This window comes from Syntrophus buswellii (genome assembly GCF_046097065.1).
Classification (GTDB): Bacteria; Desulfobacterota; Syntrophia; order Syntrophales; family Syntrophaceae; genus Syntrophus; species Syntrophus buswellii.
Genome location: NZ_CP175563.1, coordinates 924,887 through 942,995, shown reverse-complemented (window position 1 = coordinate 942,995; position 18,109 = coordinate 924,887). Strand labels below are relative to the sequence as shown.

Below are 18,109 nucleotides of genomic sequence, written 5' to 3'. Positions count from 1 at the left end.
CCTTTAATGCGCGCGGAGGCTGGCATCCAGAAGTTCCCCGGCATCTGCGACCGTCAGCCTGCCGTCCAACCCTTCCGCCTTGATGGCGTCTTCGAGCATTTTGGCGCACTGCGGGCAGGAAACGACCAGGATTTCCGCTCCGGTTTCCAGGGCCTGCCTGACCCGGATTCTGCTGGGACTGTCCCCTTCCCCGCCCAGAATATCCGTGAAGAAATTTCCTCCCCCGCCACCGCAGCAGAGGGTGTTTGCCCGATTCTGGCGCATTTCCACCAGTTCGACACCGGGAATGGCCCTGAGAATGTTGCGTGGGGCTTCGTACTCACCTCCATGCCTGCCGAGGTAACAGGCGTCATGAAACGTCACCCGGGCAGCAAAGTTCCCCGGTTTCAGGTTCCCCGATTCGATCAGCCGACTGAATACCTGGGAATAATGAAGGACCTCAAAATCTCCCCCAAAGGCGGGATACTCTTTTCGAAAGGCGTTGAAGGCATGGGGATCCAGGGTGATGATCTTCCGAACGCCCAGCTGACGGAAGAGGGCGATGTTGGTTTCCGCGAGATATTCAAAAAGCCCCGATTCGCCCAGAACGCGAACTTCATTGCCGTCGCAGGGTTCCCGCTCTCCAAGGATTCCGAAGGAGACACCCGCCCGGATGAGATTCCGGCTCACCGCCTGCGCGATCTTCCGGCCCCGCTCATCGTAGGACCCCACACAACCGACATAGAACAGGTACTCCTGGCCGTCATAGGGCTGTACGGGAAGGTCCGCGGCCCAGGAGGACCGTTGGGCCGCCGGCAGATTGTAGGGGTTTCCGTGGATCGAGATAGCCTTGAAGTAATCCCTTACGGGGGGGGGAATCCGCCCTCCATTGACCATTTCTTCCCTGGCGGCGATGAAGATGTCGACCAGGTTTTCCCGAAACGTAAAGGCGCAATGCTCGACACAGTTTCCGCAGGTGGCGCAGGAATAGAGAATTTCCTGAAAGCGTTCGCTGTTTTCGATCTCACCGTCGAGCCAGGCGCGGATCAGCCACATCCTCCCGCCCGGGGCAAAGGTGTCGAACCGGTATTTCCGATAGGGGGGACAGTTGAAATTCTCGTAGTCCAGGGTAAATTTGCAGTACCCGCAACGGAAACAGCGATGAAGGATCTCGGCGTATTTCATTTAGATGCCCTCCCAGTTTCCCGGATTCATGATTCCCTGAGGGTCAAGCTCCTCCTTGATCCTCTTCATGAGCCTGGCGGTCTGAGGATCCATCTTTTCCAGGGCGATCCGCTGCTCATCCAGCGTCGGCTTCCAGAAGAGTCCGCCGATGGACAGGGCGTACTCGCTCGCTTCGGAAAGGGCCATCCGGGTCCGGTTCAGCATGTCCGCATCCGCCCGGTTGAAGGTAAAGGAAAAGGCAAACATCATGGCGTGCCCCTTGTCGATGATCCTGGCCGTTGCGTGATACTTGAGGTCATATTTAACGGCCAGTTCATCGAGTTTCCGGGAGCACTGGGGATACCGGTCGATGGGGACGATCGGCCCGGAATATTCGAAGCCGCCTCCCTTGGTCACATCCGCAAAGGTCGTGGCGCTGCGCTGCGGCATGTCCAGGAGCGTTTTTTTCATCCCTTCGCCGACGGTCATGAACCCGCCGTCCTTGTTTTTAATGAACCCATCCAGGGCGTGAAAGAGGGTCCTCTTCTTGAACTCCATCTCCTCCGCGCTGTCTCCCGTGAAATAGATCACGATATGGTGATTGCCGCTGAAGATCAACGGCAGGGGCTGGGCGAAGATGTTGATGTCCTCCGCCATCTCCGTGTGTGTGAGTTCGTAAAGGATCCCCGGCACGAAGTCCGGACTGTCGGTAATAAAGATCTCCACATCCCGCATTTTTTTCCGAGGATACAGCTTGATCCCCACCTTGGTGAGAATCCCCGTCGCCCCGAACCAGCCGAGAAACAGCCCGGAGAGATCCGGCAGGGGGGGGCCTTTGGAAAACCAGTCGTCGGACAGGGCGCAGGAACCGATCCGGCACAGCTCACCCGACGGGAGGACAACCTCGAGGCCGGAAACCATGTCGGAATTGAATCCCTGCTGCTGGGTCAGGCGCCCCTGCCCGTGAATCATCACATTGGCGGCCACCGTTGCGGCGGCGGGCGAATCGGGAGTGCTGAACCGAAGCCGGGGGTAGTACCGGTTGAGGTGGGCATGCAGCTTACCCGTGGAGGTGCCGCCTTCCACCACGGCATAGCGGGCGGCTTCGTTGACCTTCAGAATTCCGTCCATGCGCTTCATGTCCAGAACGATCCCCCCCCTCTGGGGAATAACAAGACCGCTCAGGGACATCCCCGCCCCCATGGGAACCAGGGGAATCTTCTCCCGCCCCGCAAGTCTGACGATCGCCTGAATTTCCTCGACGGACCGGGGCAGGACGACGTAATCGGGCGCATGAGGGGGCATCAGCCCGGGGTCCCTTCCATAGAAATACCGCTCTTCCGCGCAGTCGGAAACATAAGGCTTTCCCACGATCCCGGCAAGGGTCTGGACAATGTGATCCATATCACCGCCCTCCTTCCGGCTTTTCACCGATGGCCATCCGGCACAGATCGATCAGGTGCAGGGGGGTCATTCCCCTAGCGGCCACCAGGGGGCTCAGGGCGTTCATGCACCCGTGGCAGTTGAAGATGCAGTATTCGGCGCCGCTTTTCGCCATATCCTCCAGGTTCCGGCCCTGGACATCGGCCATCAGGTCATAGCCGTACATGGCCCGGAAGATGCTGCCGCAGCACAGGGCGGTTTCATCCTGGTAAGTCCTCTGCACCAGGGTTGCACCGATCCGATCCATGATCTTCTGCACAAACAGATGACTGTCCCCGCAGAGCCGATTGGAGCAGGGGCGCTGGTAGACCACCTTCACATTTAAGGGCCTGATCAGATCCTTAAGCGCCGTTAAGCGGTTGTACAGGTATTCAAAGTAATGCACCGATTTGAAAGGGACCTCCATGCCGTAGGCGGGTGCGAGGGAAGTAAAGGCGGCATAGCACTCGTCATGGAGAAAGACCACCTCTTCAACACCCAGTTTATGGATATTTTCGATCACCATGGGGAGGCGCTCCTTGAACACGTCCGTATTGGCAAAATGGATATAGACGACGTTGCAGAAAAATTCCTGCCCGAAGAAGTAGGAGGGCATCACATCTTCGAAGAGTCTGCCCTTCGTGATCTCCTTCAACTGTGGCATGAATCCGAAGGAAAGGGCGATCTTTCCGATCCTGCCCAGTTCATACTTCCCCTTGGGCTCGCCGATATGGATCCACTGCCGCGTGATGGCGCGAGGGGCTGTCAGGATTCCCTTGTCCTCTCTCCTCTCGTTGATCAGGTAAAAGGGATGATTGCCCCGCTTGCAGTACTCCTCACAGGCATAACAGGTGACGCAGTCCTGCAGCACCGGGGAATCTTCACCCCGGAAGATTTTGACCATCTCTTTCCTGGCCGAGTCGGCTTCATATTTCAGGTACTGGCACTGAACCAGACAGGCCCCGTCCGGGCAGGCCAGACACCGCTTTTCATCGAACTTGAGCTGATACATCAAGACCTCCTTTCAAAGGCCCTCTTCTTTTTGCTCCTGGAAAGAAAAATCAATCCAGTCGTTTGAGCTTTTCCGGATAGGATCGGGCAAGATCCACATAGAGCTGCTTGCCCCAGGTCCAGAATTCCTTGTGCCTCGGTTGAACATCTCCAACCACCTTTGCCGGCACGCCGGCAACGAATTTTCCCGACTCGACCCGGGTCTTGCTGGGAAGAACCGATCCTTCCGCAACAATGGCCCATTTCCCGACGGTCACTTTCAGACTGAGCACCGAACCCATGCCGATCACGGCGAAATCATCAATCCGATCGGCATGGAGAATCGCCCCGTGGCCGACGGTAACCCGTTCCCCGAAGATGCTCAGCCCGTCCGGCTCGATGTGAACCACGGCATTTTCCTCAATGGCGGTTCCCGGCCCGATCCGGATACTTCCGTAATCACCGCGTAAGATGACCCCGTGACCGATGTAGCAACCATCCCCGATTTCGACATCTCCGATCACCCGGGCGGAATCACTGATGTAAACATCCTTTCCGATTCTGGGTACCCGGTCACCGAATGAATAAATCGCCATACGATGGACTCGCTCCTTTCTTCCTGCAGATCTTTGCCATAATTTCGTTACCCGCCGATACGGCTCATCGGCCGAACGCATTTGCGGGGGTTGTTCAAGTCGAGGTCGTGGCCCCTGGGTTTGTTTAAGATCGCATCCCGGATCAGCGCAGACAGGTAAGGGCCTTCCCGACCCTCCCGCAGCGGGGTCTTGAGGTCCGTTTCCCGGTCTGAAAAGAGGCATCCCCGCAGCTGCCCGTCCGCCGTCAGGCGGAGCCGATTGCAGGTCTCGCAGAAATGGTGGCTCAATGCCCCGATCAATCCGATCCTACCCCTGGCGCCTTCGAGGATGTACATTTCCGCCGGGCCTGCCATCGATTCGGATTCCACGCGCCGGACAGGCCCCAGGGTTGAAATCCGCTCCAGAATTTCCCCGCTGGAAATAAACCCTTTCATCCGGGCGTCGGCCGCCCCGATGGGCATCATTTCGATGAAACGCACATGATAGGGTTTCCGGTAGGTAAGGCGCGCGAAATCCAGGATTTCATCGTCGTTGAAGCCTTTCATGGCAACCACATTGAGTTTGATGGGAGCCATCCCCACCGATTCGGCCTCTTCAATCCCCTCCCAGACCTTCTCGAAGAAAGGCCGCCGGGTAATGGCATTGAATTTCTCAGGCTTCAGGGTATCCATGCTCACATTGATCCGGCAGATGCCGTATTTCCGGAGGTCACGGGCAAACTCTTTCAGGAGGACGCCGTTGGTCGTCAGGGTGATTTCTTTCAGGTTTTCTATCCTGTTGAGCCTGTCAATAAAGGAGATAATGCCCCTGCGCACCAGGGGTTCGCCCCCGGTCAGCCGGATCTTTCGGATTCCATTGGCGACACAGAGTTCGACAAGATGCAGCATTTCCTCGTAGGTCAGGATTTCCCTGTGGGGAATAAAGGTCATCCCTTCGTCAGGCATGCAGTAGACACATCTCAGATTGCAGCGATCCGTTACGGAAAGACGCAGGTAGTTGATGGTCCGGTGGTGTCTGTCCGTCAAATCGGCCTTTTGTTCCAGAGCCATCCGGGAATACCGACCTTCAAAAGATTTTTGGCTCTCCTTTATCATGTTGATCAGGAAGTCTCCATAGCTACTTGAGTCTTTTTTGCCCGGATGTCCCGCATGGCGGCCGCGCGGAAAGAATAATCCGTGCGGCCGCCATGGTAATGATCGCCGCGGTTTTTATTCCGCAGCCTTTGCGGATTCCAACTCGTCCAGGCGCTTCTGGAGATCGCTCAGTTCCGCTTTCAGGGCGTCGGCCTCTCTTTTGAGCATCTGCTTTTCCATCTCCGGATCAGGGATTTGATATGGTGCGCCATACCCGGCGGGCCTCATCCATCCCCAAAATCCTGATGCGAAAAATCGATTTCTCCAGCCTCGACCTCCGCTCCGGAACCCGCGTCCCCGGCCGTAACCCAGCCCGAAGGCCGGCGGAGCATCCGTGTAACCCGGCGCTCCCAGCCATGAGCAGAATCCCGCTCTACGCCCCGTCATCGGACCTCTTCCCATGGGTCCCGTTCCATCTCCTCTCGGCATGATGGCATCCTCCTTTATTAATTTGATCGTTAAACATTTTTCATCCCAAAAACCTACTCCCTGGCCATTGTGCTTCCGCATTGCGGGCATTTCTGCTCGGCGCAGGGAACTCCGAGCCTATGTGGCTCCCGGTGACCGCATTGCGGACAAACACAGTATCCGCCGGGTCCAGCCGCAAGGGGTCCACCCATCCGGCCCAACCCACGGCCGCCACGCCCTCGACCTGGCCTGCCGCCTCCTCCCATGGGTCCCGTTCCATCTCCTCTCGGCATAATTCTGCCCTCCCTTACTTATTGAATCCTTCTTATCAAAGGCTTCGACGTTGATCTTTCTACAAACGCACACACCAAGGGAATATAAAATGTCACATTCCGACATTCCCTCTATAAGGTAAAAGGCATTCTCTATGCCAATGTTTTAGTTAAAAGAGGATAAGAACTAACTATTTGAATATAGAAGATAATATGGATGAGAGGGTGGACGGTGAACGATATGGAGTTGCTTATATGCTACTATATTGAGAAGAGACAGGTGCAGATATGCACCTGTCTTTTTCCAGGCATGGCTGTCCAACGGGGGAAATGGCCCCGCCTGTTTTCAGGGGACGAAGGGGACTGCTTTTGGGGGCGCCGCTGCGGCCGTTATCTGTTTTCCGGGATCAGCACCATAATGGCTTCGCCCTTGGCGCGGATCTCGCCTTCGGCGGACAAGGCGGTACTGACAATGATCTTCCGGCCCTTGATCTCGAGGACCCTTGATCTCAACTCGATGGGTTTTCCCATGGGCGTGGGCTTGAGGAAATCAATCTTGAGGGAAGCGGTCACATAGCGGGAAAGGGGTTTATCGCCCAGGCCATGGCCGTCTTCGCGCAGCTTTGCAGCCGACGCCGTAGCTGCGCTGTGGCAGTCGATCAGCGAAGAGATGAGCCCGCCGTAGAAATAGCCGGGAAAACCGCCCGTGAAAAAAGGCTCCGGAACATAGCGGCAGACGCTTTCCTCCCCGTCCCAGTAACTCTTGATCTGCAATCCGTCCTTGTTCAGCCGCCCACATCCGTAGCAATGGGCAAATTCATCCGGGTAGAAATCCTGGAAGGCTTTTTCCTCCATGTTTTACTCCCTCCTGTCCGACTGCATCAACTGAGCCTCTGGCTGTGCTCCATCGTCTTGTGCATGGAAATGTCGGGCCATTCCTCCATGGTGTTGGAGAGGCGCCACTCACTCATGGCCAGATATATCAGATTTCCTTCAGAATCAAGGGCAAGATTATTCCTGTGCTGCTTTTCGAAGATCGCCAGCTTTTCCCGGTCCGCACAGGTGATCCAGCGGGCGGCGGCGTAATCGGCCGGCTCGTAATCCGCATCAACGCCATACTCGCTCAACAGGCGGGCCATGGTCACATCGAATTGAAGAACGCCCACCACGCCCAGGATGTAGTCATTGCTTGAAAGGGGCCGGAAGACCTGGACAATCCCCTCTTCCGAAAGCTGGGTAAGGCCCTTTTGCAGCTGTTTCATCTTCAGGGGGTTCTTCAGCCGGACCCGGCAGAAGTGTTCGGGAGCGAAATTGGGAATTCCCGTAAATTTCAGCTCCTCCCCTTCGGAAAAGGTATCGCCGATCCGGATGGTCCCGTGGTTGTGAATGCCGATGATGTCGCCGGGATAAGCCTCTTCCACCGAGGCGCGATCCTGGGCCATGAAGATCGTCGCATTGGCCAGCGTCACCTCTTTGCCCAGCCGGTTATGGCGGACCTTCATTCCCCGGGTGAATTTCCCCGAGCAGATCCGGACAAAGGCGATCCGGTCGCGGTGTGCGGTGTCCATGTTCGCCTGAATCTTGAAGGCAAAACCGGAAAACTCTTTCTCCGAGGGCAGAACTTCGCGGGTCGTCGCCAGGCGCGGGCGGGGGCTGGGAGCAAGCTCCACGATGGCATCCAGCAGCTCCCGCACGCCGAAATTGTTGATGGCGCTGCCGAAGAAAACCGGCGTCTGGTTCGCCTTGAGAAAATGCTCATAGACAAAGGGATTGGCAGCGCCCTCCATCAGGTCGATGTCCTCGCGAAGCTCGGCGGCTTGGGTTCCCAGCCGTTCGTCCAGCTCCGGATCATCGAGATCGCGGATGACGACAACCTCCCCGCCCCGGCTCGCAGCCCCGGGTTTGAAAAGCTGCAGTTCCCTGCGATACAGGTTGTACACCCCGCGGAAGCTTTTTCCCATTCCAATGGGCCAGGACATGGGGACACACTCGATCTGCAGCTTTTTTTCGATATCGGCTAGAAGTTCCAGGGGTGACAGGACCTCCCGGTCCAGCTTGTTGATGAAGGTGATCACCGGCGTATTGCGGAGGAGGCAGATCTCCATGAGCTTCTCCGTCTGGGGCTCCACGCCCTTGGCCCCGTCGATGACCATGACCGCACTGTCTACGGCGGTGAGAACCCGGTAGGTATCCTCGGAGAAGTCCCGATGCCCCGGCGTATCGAGGAGGTTGATTTCAAAATCCCGGTAATGAAATTTCATCACCGAGGTGGTGACGGAAATGCCTCTTTCCTTTTCAATGGCCATCCAGTCGCTCGTGGCGTGACGGGTGGCCTTGCGGGCCTTGACGGTCCCGGCCAGCTGGATCGCCCCGCCGAAAAGGAGCAGCTTTTCCGTCAGGGTCGTCTTTCCGGCATCCGGATGGCTGATGATGCCGAAGGTCCGGCGCCGTTCAATCTCTTTCTGGTGCATCGTTATTTCTTGAACCCTTTCTTCTGCAAAACAATGAAAAAAAAGCGGGCCTCATTAGGCCCGTTTCACGTTATTTTTATGATAAGGCACTGCTTATATTGGACAGTTCCTATAGATAAAACGAACGTGAATGTCAATTAAATTCTATACCTGTCATGAGGAGGATTCGAACGAACTCCGCCGGCTCCATCGTCAGGAAGCTCCGGGAGAGACGGGGGGTACGGTCAGGCTCCTGACCCGCCTTGGGTGCCTTCACAAAACAGCGTCTGGCGGGGCAAGCGGCCCCGTACCCTCTCCGGGTGCTGCGTTCCTGTTTGCCCCGGGTTTTTCGCCGGCTGATTTTCTCCACTTTAAATTCAGGATGTGGAACATCGCGACGAGGGAGTGCCTCCGGCCCGGATTTCCCTTCTTCCGTCCTAATTCACGGCTGGAAATCCGCGTCTCAGAAATGGGCGATAGAGGGGATCCCCGATCAGGACCTGCTGCCATGACCAGAAGGGATTTGACACGCCGTAACATTCTGCCAGGGCCGCCCGGCCGTCGAGGAGACAGCTGAAAAAGACCTCCGGGGTTGGAAAAGACTGCAGATAAGGTTCCGCCACGGGGCCTACCGTTGCGCAAACGCCCTTCTCGAGCATGGCCTTGCACCAGACCGTTTTGCCCGGCACCTTCAGGGTCGTGCATTCGGAACTGGCCACATGGAATCCCACGGCCCCCCGGACCCAGGTGAAGGCATCCACATATTTCCCAAGGCTGTACCAGCCGCAGTAAAGGGCTGCATCAGGCGCTTCGCCGGGGCCGAAGAGGGTCGGCTTGTCATTGACGACCACATGCAGCTTCCCGCTTTTCCGAACCAAACGCGCCGTGTTGTGGATGGCCAGGTCGTACCGCTCGTAAGCCGACAACGTCTTGCCATCTTTCGGAGCAGCCTTCTCAGGCCGACGCGTGTCAAAATAGGCCCGGCCGGGAAGCCCGTGCACCTCGGCGTACATGCTGTCGTCGATGATGCGGCGGACAATCGAGGGATCCGGTCCGTCCAGGCGGCTTACCAGGACGGGACGCCGGGGCATATTCTTTATTTCCTTTCCCTGAAAATTGAAATAATACCTGTTGGGAAGCCATCCATCCAGCTCGGGGGATTTTTCCCTGACCAGGGCCAGTTCTGAATCGACGGAGGCCCCCCAGTTGGACTTGCTCAGAATCTGAATCTTTCTCCTCAGATCAGCCAGTCTCTCCTGGATTTTCCGGGATTCCTCAGGCTGTTTCTTTCCGGCCAGATTCTTCCGCTGCGTCCATTCCTTCAGAGCAGTCTGAAGATCCTTGAGCTCGGAACCCTCCATCCGGGTTAAAGGCGGCGGCAAAACGCGCAGGGGCATGCCGTAGATGAGGGTGATGCACCTGAACCGCTTTCCCTCAGGGTCGTTTTTTTCCAGGAAGCTTCTCAGCGGCCCGGCGATCTGCTCATCATAGTCTCTCCTGCCCACCGTCTCGCGGGTGGATGTCCTGACCAGGAACAGGTTCGCAGATGGCACCGCACGCCTCTCCATGTAATAGCGGGCAAGCTCCAGACTCTCCGGAACGGCGCTGTTGGCTACGACGAGAAGTTCATCGGCCACGAGTGCATGGCTGTCAGGCCGGCCCAAAAAAAGGAGGAGGAAAAGCAAAAAGAGCTGAAAAAAGAGTACTTTTCCAGTACTCCGGAATAATCCCGTGAAAAACGGCATGGCTCGCATGGTTTCCCCTCCGCCTGACTTTCTTTTCAGCGCCCTTCTCCAAAGTCCATCGCCCTTGCGTCCGGCTCCCGCCGCGAATCCCGGTAACGAATCCGGGCTCTTCAAGCCGATCCATGACATGCCTTATAAATCAATCCGCATCTCTTTACAATTGCCAATTCCCCTCTTCTGAATTTTTCTATTGACTATTTGAAACATTTATTTTAAATGTTCATTCTAACTTCAGCTCATGCGAGGACGGTCATGAAGATTTCGAGGGAAGGGGCTGCAAAGACCCGCCAGAGCCTCCTGACAACGGCCGGTGAAATTTTTGGTGAAAAGGGCTACCGGGAAACCACGATTGCAGAAATCTGCAGGCGGGCTGGAACCAACATTGCAGCGGTGAACTATCACTTCGGCAGCAAGCAGGCCCTGTACATCGAAGCCTGGCGGCATGCCTTTTCCGAATCCATCCAGACCTACCCCCCCTCCGGCGGGGTGAGCGGCGATGCGCCGCCGGAAGAACGCCTTCGAGGCCAGGTCAGGGCGATCCTGAGGCGGATCACGGACCGGAACAACAGGGAGTTTCTGTTCATGCAGCGGGAAATGGCCAATCCCACCGGGTTGCTGGAAGAGGTTCTCCGCGAGGAGATCTCCCCCCTGCAGCAGAGGACGGAAGCCCTTGTCCGCGAGCTTCTCGGCGTCATGATTCCTGAGCAGGAGGCAAAATTCTGCGAACTGAGCATCATCAGCCAGTGCATGAATCCCGTCGTGGCAGGCAGAGGCCTCGGGGGAAAAACCGGCGGGCGGAACGGCCCGCTGGACATTGAAGACCTGGAGGCTTATGCAGACCATGTCGTCAATTTCTCGCTGGCCGGGATTCGGGCCGTGCGTAAAGCATGGGAAGAAAGGAACAGAAGTAAAAAAGCCGGGAGACCGTCCGTCTCCCTCAAAGATGGAAGTCGCAGACCATGAACATCCCTCGGATAACAATCGGCCGCAAGGCGATGACCGCAGCCTTCCGGGCGGCGGTGGCGGGAATCCTCCTGATCCTGGCGGGCTGCGCCACGGTAGGACCCGACTATCTCCCTCCCGGGATGGATCTGCCGGAAAGCTGGAACAGCCCGCTTAAAGGCGGCCTGAGGGACGGGGAAGAACCTCCCGGATCGCTGGCCGGATGGTGGAAGACCCTGAACGATCCGGATCTCTCAAGCCTGACGGAGCGTGCGATGGCAGGCAACCGAGACCTGAAGCAGGCCCAGGCGCGTGTCCGCCAGGCGCGCGCCAACCGGGGCATTATCCGGGCCGGGCTCTTTCCAACGCTGGATGCGTCGGGATCCGCCACCCGGAGCCGCAGCAGCGAAGAGGCGGGAATGGGAACAACCCGGAACTTTTACATGGCGGGGCTTGACGCCGGGTGGGAACTGGACCTCTTCGGCGGCGTCCGGCGCTCCGTGGAGTCGGCTGATGCGGAGCTTGAAGCCAGTCGGGAGGATCTGCGCGACGTGCTGGTTTCCCTTCTCGCCGAGGTGGCTCTCAACTACGTGGATGTCCGCACCTATCAGGCCCGGCTGAGTGTGGCGGAAAGCAATCTGGCAACGCAGGGTGAAACCTTCGACCTGACCTCATGGCGGCAGCAGGCCGGCTTGAGCGACGAGGTGGCCGTTCAGCAGGCCCGCTACAATCTTGAAAGAACCCGTTCGCAGATACCGACCCTGCGGACAGGCCTTGAAGGGGCCAAAAACAACCTGGCCACCCTGCTCGGGGAAACGCCGGGAAAAATACATGCCGAGCTGGAAGAGCGCAAGCCGATCCCGGCCGCCTCTCCCTCCCTTGCCGTGGGCGTTCCGGCGGATGTATTGCGCCAGAGGCCTGACGTGCGCAGGTCTGAGCGTCAGCTGGCGGCTCAAACCGCACGCATCGGCGTGGCTGAGGCGGAGCTCTACCCAAGACTGACCTTGAGCGGCTCCATCGGCTTGGAGTCCCTTTCCTCCAGCAGCCTGTTCTCCTCTGGAAGCCGGACGGCCAGCGGAGGGATCGGGATTTCATGGCGGATCTTCGATGCCGGCGCGATACGGCAAGACATCGAGGTGCAGAGCGCCCTCCAGGAGCAGTCCCTGATGGCCTATGAAGCAGCGGTTCTCAACTCCCTCAAGGAAGTGGAAAACGCCCTCACCGCTTTTGCGGAAGAGGAGGAGCGCCGGCAGGCCCTGGAGGCGGCGGTCCAGGCGGCACGGAAGGCGGCGGAACAGGCCGGCTTCAAGTACCAGACCGGCCTCGCGGATTTCGACAGCGTTCTGGATGCCCAGCGCTCCCTTCTGACCTTTCAGGATGAGCTGGCCCAGAGCAATGGAACGGTTGTTTCGAATCTCATTCGCCTCTACAAGGCCCTGGGCGGCGGATGGATTTCTCTGGACCCCGACAACAAACATTGAAGGCAGATTTAAGGAAGAAAGGAAATGAAAAAGTCCCCTGACTCAGCCGATAAGGCCACAGATACCACCGAAATTTCAAAGGTCCTCGAGATTGACTCCTCTCCGGGGCGCTTTTCGGGATGGAAGAGATGGCGGATTCCGGTCCTGCTGATCGTATTGGTGGCGGCTGTCGCCCTCATCGCCTCCTGGAAGGGACGAAACGCGGCAGAATCGGTGCGCTACGAAACGCAGCAGGTACAACGCGGAAACCTCACCGTGCTTGTCACCGCCACGGGCACCCTCCAGCCCACCAATTCCGTTGAGGTGGGCAGCGAGCTGTCCGGAACCATTCGATCGGTGAAGGTCGACTTCAATGACCATGTAAAAGTCGGCCAGGTTCTGGCCATCCTGGACACCTCCAAGCTGGAGGCAACCATCACCCAGTACCGTGCCGCCCTGGAGTCGGAAAAGGCGAAAGTCCTCCAGGCCGACGCCACCGTTGCGGAAACCCGGGCCAAGCTGGCTCAGTTCAAGCGGGTATGGGAGCTTAGCAACGGCAAGGTTCCTTCGCAGACGGAGATGGATGCCGCAGAAGCGGCCTATTCCCGGGCCAGGGCCAATGCGGCCAGCAGCCGTGCGGCCGTTTCCCAGGCCCAGGCCTCACTTTCCGTCAGTGAAACGGACCTGTCCAAATCGGTGATCCGATCCCCCATCAACGGTATCGTCCTCAACCGCAGCGTCGAGCCCGGCCAGACGGTGGCCGCTTCGATGACCACGCCTGTTCTGTTCAAACTCGCCGAGGATCTGGCGGAGATGGAACTGCAGGTGAATGTCGATGAAGCCGATGTGGGAAAGATCCGGGAAGGGCAGAAGGCCACATTTACCGTAGACGCCTGGCCGGACCGCACCTTCCCGGCCCAGGTCGTTCAGGCCCGATACGGCTCTACGACCACGGAAGGCGTTGTGACCTATACGACCATCCTCAAGGTGGACAATTCGGACCTGTCCCTCCGGCAGGGGATGACCGCTACGGCGAGCATCACGGTCAACAGCGTGGAGAGCGCCATCCTCATTCCCAACAATGCGCTCCGCTTTACGCCGCCAATCCAGGCGGAGAAGAGGCCTTCCGGAGGGCTGGTGGGCATGCTGCTGCCGCGCCCGCCCCGCCTTTCGTCCACACCGCGCGAGAATTCCGCCGGCAAAAAGGGGCAGCAGGTATGGGTTCTGCGGGATGGGCAGCTCAAAGCGGTCCCGGTCACCGTCGGGGCCACCGATGGCGTTATGACGGAAATGCGCTCCGGTGATCTGCGGCCGGGAATGGCGGTGGTAACCGATTCCGTGCTGGGGGTGAAGTGAAGGATCTTTCCGGACAGCCCCTGATCATTCTGAAAGGGGTCACCAAAATCTTCGGTGAAGGGCAGGCGGCGGTAGAGGCCCTGCGCGGCGTTGATCTGCGCATCGATACGGGGGAATTCGTCGCGGTCATGGGGCCCAGCGGGTCCGGCAAGTCCACCTGCATGAACATCCTGGGCTGCCTGGATACGCCCACTGCGGGAAGCTTCCTGTTCAAAGGCGTTGACGTCGGGCAATTAAGCCGGAATTCGCGCGCCCTGCTGCGGCGCCATTACCAGGGCTTCGTCTTCCAGGGCTTCAATCTTCTGAACCGCACCTCTGCCCTGGAAAACGTTGAACTTCCGCTGATCTACCGCGGCATTTCCGCTGCACAGCGGAAGGAGCGCGCCTTGCGGGCCCTGGAAACGGTGGGGCTCAAGGGATGGGAGCGGCTGACCCCCGGCGAGCTGTCGGGGGGCATGCAGCAGCGGGTCGCCATCGCCCGGGCCATAGTGACCGGACCGACGGTGCTGCTGGCCGACGAACCCACGGGAAACCTCGATACGGCCCGCAGCCGGGAGATCATGGACCTCCTCACCCTGCTGAACCGCGATTCGGGAATTACGATCATCATGGTGACCCATGAACCGGACATGGCCACCTATGCAAAGCGCATCATCCACTTTCTCGACGGAACGGTTGCTCTGGATGAAAAAACAGGAGGGAAAAACTGATGCTGGGAAACTCCATTCTGCTGGCCTTTCGTGAAATCCGGCGCAATGTCCTTCGATCCTTTTTAACCATTTTGGGGATTGTCATCGGAGTTGCCGCCGTCATCATCATGGTGACCATCGGCGGAGGGGCGACCGTTCAAGTCTCGCAGCAGATTTCCAACCTGGGCAGCAACCTGCTCATGGTGACGCCGGGGAAACGGCTGGGACCCGGCCAGACGTCCGAAACGGTCCCCTTCAAGATGAGCGATGTCGACGCCATCACCCGGGACGTCTCCTCCATTGCCGCCGTTGCCCCGGTTTCATCCCGGAGCCTGCAGGCCGTCGCCGGCAATTCGAACTGGTCAACAACCGTCACGGGAACGGAAAATTCGTATTTCAAGGTGACCAAACGGTCCATCCGTTCCGGCCGGACCTTCAGTGAAAGCGAACTGCGTTCAGGTTCGGCGGTCTGTATTCTGGGAGACACCGTCCGCAGAAAGCTCTTCGGAAACCAGGATCCCCTGGGTGAAAAGATCCGCCTGGAGAAGCTCTCCTGCAAGGTGATCGGCCTGATGGAGCCTAAAGGACAGAGTACCATGGGAACGGACCAGGACGACCTGGTGGTGATTCCCCTGCGGACCCTGCAGCGACGCGTCACAGGAAGCACGAACATCGGCCTGATCCAGGTTTCGGTCCGCGATGGGGCGTCGACGGAAAAGGTCCAGATGGAAATCGGACAGCTGATGCGGGAGCGTCGTCATCTCGCCCCCGAAGAGGACGATAACTTCAACGTCATGGACATGAAGGAGATCACGAAGATGCTGACCGGAACGACGCAGCTGCTGACGGCCCTGCTGAGCGCCGTGGCGGCGGTCAGCCTGCTCGTGGGCGGCATCGGCATCATGAACATCATGCTGGTGTCGGTCACAGAGCGCACCCATGAAATCGGCATCCGCCTTGCCATCGGCGCCCTGGAACGGGAAGTGCTGATGCAGTTTCTCGTGGAGGCGGTGGTCCTGTCGTCCTTCGGCGGTCTGCTCGGCATCGTGCTGGCCCTGGCCGGATCCGTCTGGCTTTCCGGCCTGCTCCGCGTGCCCTTCGTCTTCAACGCGGGGATCGTGATGATCGCCTTCCTCTTTTCGGCGGCCGTCGGAGTGATCTTCGGCTATTTCCCGGCCCTCAAGGCCGCCCGCCTCGATCCCATCGTGGCCCTGCGGCACGAGTAATTCCGCAGGGCCGGCCGGAACCGCCCCACAGGGCTTGCAGAGACAGCTGCCACGGCATACTCCGCCGGCGGCCCGGACGCTGCCGGCGAGGCAGCGGTTTTCTTCCCATCTGAACAATAGGGCCTTGACAACTGCGAATTGGTTGCCAATTTATCGGCGCAAAACCGTTTTATCCCCATGTCCCTGTGTCAGGGGATGATCCATTACGACGCCACGGAGGATTTATGGAAAGCCGCAAAGAAACGCACTCCTTCAAGACCGAAATCAACCAGCTGATGAATATCATCATTCATTCTCTTTACTCGCACCCTGAAATTTTTCTCAGGGAGCTGATTTCCAATGCATCCGACGCGATCGACAAACTCCGCTTCAAGGCACAGTTGGAGCCCGATATTCTCGGAACGGACACGGAATTCAAAATCGTCGTCAAACCCGATGCCGGCCGGAGAACCCTGGAAGTCTCCGACAACGGGATCGGCATGACCTATGATGAAGTTGCGGAAAATATCGGTACGATCGCCAAAAGCGGTACGGCGGTCTTTGCGGAGGCCATGAACGCCGCGAAAAAAAACGACGCCCTTCTCCCCGAGCTGATCGGTCAGTTCGGTGTGGGCTTCTACAGCTCATTCATCGTTGCCGAAAAGGTCACCCTGGTTACCAAAGCAGCCGGAAGCGACAGGGCCGTCCGTTGGGAATCTTCCGGAGACGGCTCCTACACGATTGAAGAAGCGGAAAAGGCCACCCGGGGAACGTCGGTGATCCTGAAGCTCAAGGAGGCGGAGGAAGACGGGCAGGACTTCACCTCGGAATGGGCCATCCGGGAGATCGTAAAAAAGCATTCGGATTTTGTCGCCTACCCGATTGTCATGGATGTGAAAAAAACAAAGCCCGTTCTTGACGCGGAGGGCAAACCCGATCCCGGCAGGACGGAAACAGTCGTCGAGGAGGAGACCCTGAACTCGATGAAGGCCATCTGGGCCAGGGACAAGTCCGAGGTTTCAGAAGAGGAGTACAACGAATTCTACAGCCACATCAGCCATGACTGGAACCCTCCCCACTCCCGCCTCCATCTCAAGCTTGAAGGCACGACGGAATACAGTGCTCTCCTGTACATCCCCACCAAGCTGCCTTTCGATTTCTTTCTCCACGAAAGGAAGCACGGCATCCATCTGTACAGCCGGCGCGTCTTCATCATGGAAAACTGCACCGACCTGATGCCGCCTTATCTGGGCTTCATCAAGGGCGTCGTCGATGCGCCGGATCTCAACCTGAACGTGAGCCGTGAAATTCTGCAGCAGAATGCCCTGGTGCGGAACATCCGGACGAATCTCGTGAAGAGGCTGCTGGACATGCTCGCCGGCATGGAGAAGGAGAAATACGAATCCTTCTACGGAGAATTCGGCCACGTCCTCAAAAGCGGAATCTCCGCCGATTTCGAAAACCGGGAGAAGATCGCTTCGCTGCTGCGGTACAAGACGACAAAATACGACGGGCAGTGGATCTCCCTGCGGGAGTATGTCAGCCGGATGATGCCCGATCAGAAGGAGATTTACTACATGACCGGTGAGAATCTGACGGTGCTCCTCAACAGCCCCCACCTTGAACAGCTCAAGGAGAAAGGCTACGAGGTCCTGCTGATGACCGACCCCGTCGATGAATGGGTCATCCGTGATCTGCATGAGTTCGAGAAGAAGGGCTTCCGGAGCGCCGAGAAGGGGGACCTGGACATCGGCGAAATCGACGAAAAGAAGAAGGATGTCTATAACGCCCTGTTCGGCTGCATTCAATCCTCCCTGGATGACGTGGTAAAGGACGTGAAACCGTCCACACACCTGAAAGAATCCATCGCCTGCCTTTCGGGCGACCCACACGACATGAGCGCCTTCCTGGAGAAAATCCTCCGTGCAAACGGCCAGGAGGTGCCCCGGACCAAGCGGGTGCTTGAATTGAACATGGACCATCCCCTGCTTTCACGGATGAGAGAAATCTATGAAAAAGACCGGAAGGCGCCGGTGCTGAAAGACTACAGCCAGTTCCTCTATGACATGGCCGTCATCTCCGAGGGCGGCAGGCTGGACAATCCCTCCCGCTTCAGCAAAATGATCGGGGACCTGGCGACAGGCTCCGTTGCCGATTGAAAAAGACGCCTCAACTCCCTGATGGCTCGAATTCCAGCCCCGGCCGCTGGGAAAACCATAATGAATCACAGGGGCCTTCCTTTCCTCATTATTTCCGCGGATCATGAGGAAAGGAAGAAACAACCCCTGAACAGCAATT

General features: G+C 58.0%; 15 protein-coding genes. 6 read left to right on the top strand and 9 right to left on the bottom strand.

What is annotated here, in order from left to right; translation table 11 throughout:
• Window positions 1-3: 3 nt before the first annotated feature.
• The 9 genes from ACJ77P_RS04230 to ACJ77P_RS04190 form a co-directional block, all read right to left on the bottom strand.
• Window positions 4-1,164 (bottom strand): (Fe-S)-binding protein, encoded by a 1,161-nt coding sequence (locus tag ACJ77P_RS04230; protein WP_408999071.1) that lies wholly within the window; start codon window positions 1,162-1,164, stop codon window positions 4-6.
• Window positions 1,165-2,547 carry an FAD-binding oxidoreductase gene (locus ACJ77P_RS04225; RefSeq protein ID WP_408999070.1) on the bottom strand — a complete coding sequence of 461 codons (1,383 nt, stop codon included), beginning with the start codon at window positions 2,545-2,547 and terminating at the stop codon, window positions 1,165-1,167. It abuts the gene before it with no gap.
• A gap of 1 nt (window position 2,548) precedes the next feature.
• Entirely contained in the window at window positions 2,549-3,577 is a 1,029-nt protein-coding gene (locus tag ACJ77P_RS04220; protein ID WP_408999069.1) for a heterodisulfide reductase-related iron-sulfur binding cluster, read from the bottom strand.
• Between the two features lie 49 nt (window positions 3,578-3,626).
• On the bottom strand, window positions 3,627-4,151 hold the full coding sequence (locus ACJ77P_RS04215; RefSeq protein WP_408999068.1) for a gamma carbonic anhydrase family protein: 525 nt from the start codon (window positions 4,149-4,151) through the stop codon (window positions 3,627-3,629).
• A 47-nt stretch (window positions 4,152-4,198) separates the two neighbouring features.
• Window positions 4,199-5,200, bottom strand: a complete 1,002-nt coding sequence (moaA, locus tag ACJ77P_RS04210; protein ID WP_408999067.1) for a GTP 3',8-cyclase MoaA — start codon at window positions 5,198-5,200, stop codon at window positions 4,199-4,201.
• Window positions 5,201-5,359: 159 nt separating this feature from the next.
• A complete protein-coding gene (locus ACJ77P_RS04205) occupies window positions 5,360-5,713 on the bottom strand; it encodes a DUF5320 domain-containing protein (protein WP_367359519.1) in 354 nt (117 codons plus the stop codon).
• Window positions 5,714-6,354: 641 nt separating this feature from the next.
• Window positions 6,355-6,819, bottom strand: a complete 465-nt coding sequence (locus ACJ77P_RS04200; protein ID WP_367359520.1) for a PaaI family thioesterase — start codon at window positions 6,817-6,819, stop codon at window positions 6,355-6,357.
• Window positions 6,820-6,845: 26 nt separating this feature from the next.
• Entirely contained in the window at window positions 6,846-8,435 is a 1,590-nt protein-coding gene (locus tag ACJ77P_RS04195; RefSeq protein WP_408999066.1) for a peptide chain release factor 3, read from the bottom strand.
• Window positions 8,436-8,851: 416 nt separating this feature from the next.
• Window positions 8,852-10,051, bottom strand: coding sequence for a TIGR03790 family protein (locus ACJ77P_RS04190; protein WP_408999065.1), 1,200 nt, complete (start codon window positions 10,049-10,051; stop codon window positions 8,852-8,854).
• Between the two features lie 360 nt (window positions 10,052-10,411).
• On the opposite strand from ACJ77P_RS04190, the gene ACJ77P_RS04185 reads away from it, so the two are divergent.
• From ACJ77P_RS04185 to htpG, 6 genes are all read left to right on the top strand, one after another.
• Window positions 10,412-11,122, top strand: coding sequence for a CerR family C-terminal domain-containing protein (locus tag ACJ77P_RS04185; protein ID WP_408999064.1), 711 nt, complete (start codon window positions 10,412-10,414; stop codon window positions 11,120-11,122).
• Window positions 11,119-12,582, top strand: coding sequence for an efflux transporter outer membrane subunit (locus ACJ77P_RS04180; RefSeq protein ID WP_408999063.1), 1,464 nt, complete (start codon window positions 11,119-11,121; stop codon window positions 12,580-12,582). Before ACJ77P_RS04185 ends, ACJ77P_RS04180 begins: the two co-directional genes overlap by 4 nt.
• A gap of 24 nt (window positions 12,583-12,606) precedes the next feature.
• Complete coding sequence (locus tag ACJ77P_RS04175; RefSeq protein ID WP_408999062.1) at window positions 12,607-13,917, top strand: efflux RND transporter periplasmic adaptor subunit; 1,311 nt, start codon at window positions 12,607-12,609, stop codon at window positions 13,915-13,917.
• Complete coding sequence (locus tag ACJ77P_RS04170) at window positions 13,914-14,627, top strand: ABC transporter ATP-binding protein (protein WP_408999061.1); 714 nt, start codon at window positions 13,914-13,916, stop codon at window positions 14,625-14,627. Before ACJ77P_RS04175 ends, ACJ77P_RS04170 begins: the two co-directional genes overlap by 4 nt.
• Complete coding sequence (locus tag ACJ77P_RS04165; RefSeq protein WP_367359527.1) at window positions 14,627-15,832, top strand: ABC transporter permease; 1,206 nt, start codon at window positions 14,627-14,629, stop codon at window positions 15,830-15,832. Before ACJ77P_RS04170 ends, ACJ77P_RS04165 begins: the two co-directional genes overlap by 1 nt.
• A gap of 224 nt (window positions 15,833-16,056) precedes the next feature.
• Window positions 16,057-17,970: a molecular chaperone HtpG gene (gene htpG / locus ACJ77P_RS04160; protein WP_408999060.1), complete on the top strand. Its 1,914-nt coding sequence runs from the start codon at window positions 16,057-16,059 to the stop codon at window positions 17,968-17,970.
• The last annotated feature ends 139 nt before the right edge of the window (window positions 17,971-18,109 follow it).